Source organism: Arthrobacter sp. HMWF013 (genome assembly GCF_003061105.1).
Taxonomy (GTDB): domain Bacteria; phylum Actinomycetota; class Actinomycetes; order Actinomycetales; family Micrococcaceae; genus Arthrobacter.
On record NZ_QAIQ01000302.1, the window covers coordinates 1 to 3,196 of the forward strand.

Annotated in this window: 2 protein-coding genes and 1 pseudogene; 1 reads left to right on the forward strand and 2 read right to left on the reverse strand. The window is 66.7% G+C overall.

Features of this window, described 5'->3' with window-relative positions; translation table 11 throughout:
* A pseudogene (locus tag DBR22_RS11535) lies at positions 1-631 on the reverse strand (phospholipase); the annotation flags it as partial.
* Positions 632-854: 223 nt separating this feature from the next.
* Between DBR22_RS11535 and DBR22_RS11545 the strand changes: the two are divergent.
* A complete protein-coding gene (locus DBR22_RS11545; RefSeq protein ID WP_108599133.1) occupies positions 855-1,160 on the forward strand; it encodes a hypothetical protein in 306 nt (101 codons plus the stop codon).
* 50 nt (positions 1,161-1,210) lie between these two features.
* Here the strand turns inward: DBR22_RS11545 and DBR22_RS11550 are convergent, their stop codons facing one another.
* Positions 1,211-3,091 carry a pectinesterase family protein gene (locus DBR22_RS11550; protein WP_108599134.1) on the reverse strand — a complete coding sequence of 627 codons (1,881 nt, stop codon included), beginning with the start codon at positions 3,089-3,091 and terminating at the stop codon, positions 1,211-1,213.
* Positions 3,092-3,196 lie beyond the last annotated feature (105 nt).

Sequence of the window (3,196 nt, forward strand, 5' to 3'; positions counted from 1 at the left end):
CCACCGGTCCATGAAGTTCGAGGGCGGCATCGTGCCACGGGGGTTGCTTCCCGTACCGGGGATCCATATCCACCGCCTGCGGGTCTCCTGCGTGATCGGCGTCGTCCCGGCGGCTGTGGCAGAGGTCGATCCCGCCCACAAACGCGACGTCCCGCGCAGGATCGTTACGGTTGCGGATGACGAACAGTTTCTGGTGGTGGCAGCCGAAGATGCGCACACGCTGATCCAGCAGCACCTCGCCGCCGGCGTCGTTGACCTGCTTGCTGAGGAGTTCGTTGGACCGCCAACTCATCGGAGCCGATACGCGCTCGCCGTGGGATCTCCAGATCAGGCCGCGCACTTCCACTCCCGCCCGGGCCAACCGCGCCAGCAACTCGCCGATCGCCGGTCCGTCCGCCGTCAGGCGCTCGTCGGCATCGCCACGCCAATCGGTGAACCACACGCGGTCTCCCGCCTGCAGGGCTGACAGCTCCTCGTGCAGCCGGGCGAAGTAGGTGGCCCCATGGATCAGCGGCCGCACGAGGTTGCCCTCCGACCACGACGGCGATCCGCCACCTTCCGCGTGCACGTCGGTGGCTGTGTTCCCCCGCTCACTGCCGCTTAAGAACCAGGTACCAGGATTGCTGTCCACTCGATGTTCCCTTCGGGGATGCGGATGTCCTTACTCGAAGCGCACAGCATCCCACTCCAGGATCCGCGGATCGGCCAGCCCCTCTGTGACAAATGGATCGTCTGCAATGAAGCGCGGGAGCCATCCACATCCCCACGAATGCTGTACATCACGACGGATTCCATAGGCAGGATCCTACTGCGGGAAGGCAAGGGCAGGGCAATGATTGGCTAGACTCCCCTGCATGGGGGAAAACGACACACCTGAGGAAAGCACACCGGACCGACCCGCCAAAGTCCCTGCCGCCGTCGTGCCTTTGGCCGGGCTGGCCGCGGTACTGGTGGGCCTGTTGGTTGCCTGGTTGAACAGGGACTACGTGGGCTGGTTTGCCTATGCGCCGCTCAGCAATGCGACGTTCAGCGCGAACGGGGCGGCGTTCATCACCCAGGGGACGCAGGTTGGCCTGGCGATCGTTGTGCTGGGCCTTCTCGTGCTTGCCCTGTGGGCGGGATACAGAATCGGCCGGCGGGGAGTGCCTCCGGAGCGCTGAAGGGAATGCCCGGTTCCATCGTGGGAACCGGGCATTCCATGCCTCAGAACCTAGGCGGCCACCTCCGACGGCACCACGCTGCAGTCCGCCGTCGAACCGGCGAGCTGCGGTGCCCAGCCGTCCGTTCCCTGCAGGTAGGTCCTGACCGTGTAGTTGCCCGCCTCATTCCCGGGCAGTTGCGGGCGGTCCGCGGTCACCTGGGCGCCGGGGCCACGGTTGTTGTACTCGTGGAACCTTGCCTCCCTCCACGAGAAGCCACTCATGTCCGTCCACGGCGTACCGGAAATGTGCGCTCCCAGCCATGAATCCCTGACCAGGACCTGGGCAACGGCCTTCGGGTCGCCGCTCGGGTGCCACGGCCGGCCCAGGTGCACGGTATTTGCCGCGGCGTCCGAGACAAGCCGGCACTGGTCAAAGAGGTAACCGTACTGGATGGACAGATCAAGGCTTCCTGCGGCCACGTAGCCGTTGTTCGTCGTCGAGGCGCGGTCCAGGGACCTGATCTCGCAGCCACTGAAGACGGCGGTCCCGCGGCCGAAGATGAAGTCCACGTCCCCTTCCACATTGCAGCCGTCGAAGTAGAAACGGGCCTGGACGCCCGCTCCCGGTGAGTTGACCAGCAGGGTGTCCTGGTTGCCGAGCAGCCTGACGTTGGTCAGGACCGAGCGGTCTGCGGTGATGTGCAGCGCGACGGCCTGGCGGTCCTTCATGCCTGGGTTGGCGGCCTCGTCGAAATCGTTGCTGATGGTCAGGTCCCGGGCCACGAAGTCCGGCCCGTCAATCCGGACGGACGCGCTGCCCGACGTGCCGAAGTTCCCGGTGCCGTCAGGCGTGGGGGTGCCGGATGCGTTGTTGTAGACCAGCACCACGTCCTCCGGCCTGCTGCCCTGCCCGATGAAAGAGATCCTTGGTTTATTGCCCGGCACTTTCACGGCTTCCCGGTAGGTGCCGGGCTGGATCCTGATGACGGTCCACTGGAGGCTGCCCGCGGGAACGGAGTCAACAGCGGCCTGGACGGTGCCGAACGTCCGGCCCGCTCCGACGTCGAGCGTTACAGGGACATCGACGGGCCGTTCGGATGGCCAGTACATGTCCGCCAGCGGATCGGTGACGCCGTCGATATTCAGGAAGTAGCCCGGTGGCACGATCTCCTTGTTCTGCAGTTCGCGGGCCACGAGGCGCGCCACAGCCAGCGCCCCGGCGGCCTGGAAATGCGTGTTGTCCTCGGAACCTTCCGGATACTGCGGGTGCTCGCCGGGAGCCAGATGCAGGAAGTGGGACTTGGTCCCCTCCGGGCCCAGCTGCTGCCACAGCTCCTTCGACGACACCGTCAGGTCCACCAGCGGGGTGCCCGAAGCTGCGGCGAGTTCCCGGACAGCCTGGGGATACGCGCCGTGGGAATCCCGGGCGCTGCCGAAGGAATCAAAGCGGCGGCGTTCCACCGGGGTGACCAGGACGGGCTTGCCGCCGCGTGCCTTGGTGCCGTCGACGTACCGGCCCAGGTACTCCTTGAAGGTGGAATCCGGGAGCGTTCCCCGGGCAGGGTCCGACACCTTCCCGTCGTTGTGGCCGAAGGAGATCAGCAGGTAGTCGCCGGGCTGCATCAGGGCCAGCACCCGGTCCAGCAGCCCGGCGTCGGCGAAGCTCTTGGAGGAAGCGCCGGACCAGGCATAGTCAAACACCGTTGCCTGCGGCCCCAGCAGGAGGGGGAGGGCCTGCCCCCAGCCGGCACGGGGGCGCTCGGACTGCTGATACGCCGACGACGTCGAGTCCCCGACGACGAAGATCACCGGTTTGGTGCGGGGTCCCGTTGGGTCGTTGTTGGCCTGCGGGAAGGCGCTCGCTATGCCCGTCCCTGAGAGGGCCATGGTTCCCGCGGTGAGCGCCAAGGTAGCCAGGACGGTGCGCCGGTTGGGCAGAATGGCGGCCATCAAGGGTTCCCTCCTGCGGTGAAGATCGGGCCGGTGGAGTTCTGCAGCAGTGCCGGGACAGCCTGGGCCGGGTGGACCTGGGTGCGCAGGGCGGGGGTCCAGTAC

Bases quoted from the DNA above. Each gene is read 5' to 3' on its own strand.
- DBR22_RS11545 (WP_108599133.1), top strand. From the start codon at position 855: ATGGGGGAAAACGACACACCTGAGGAAAGCACACCGGACCGACCCGCC.
- DBR22_RS11550 (WP_108599134.1), bottom strand. From the start codon at position 3,091: ATGGCCGCCATTCTGCCCAACCGGCGCACCGTCCTGGCTACCTTGGCG.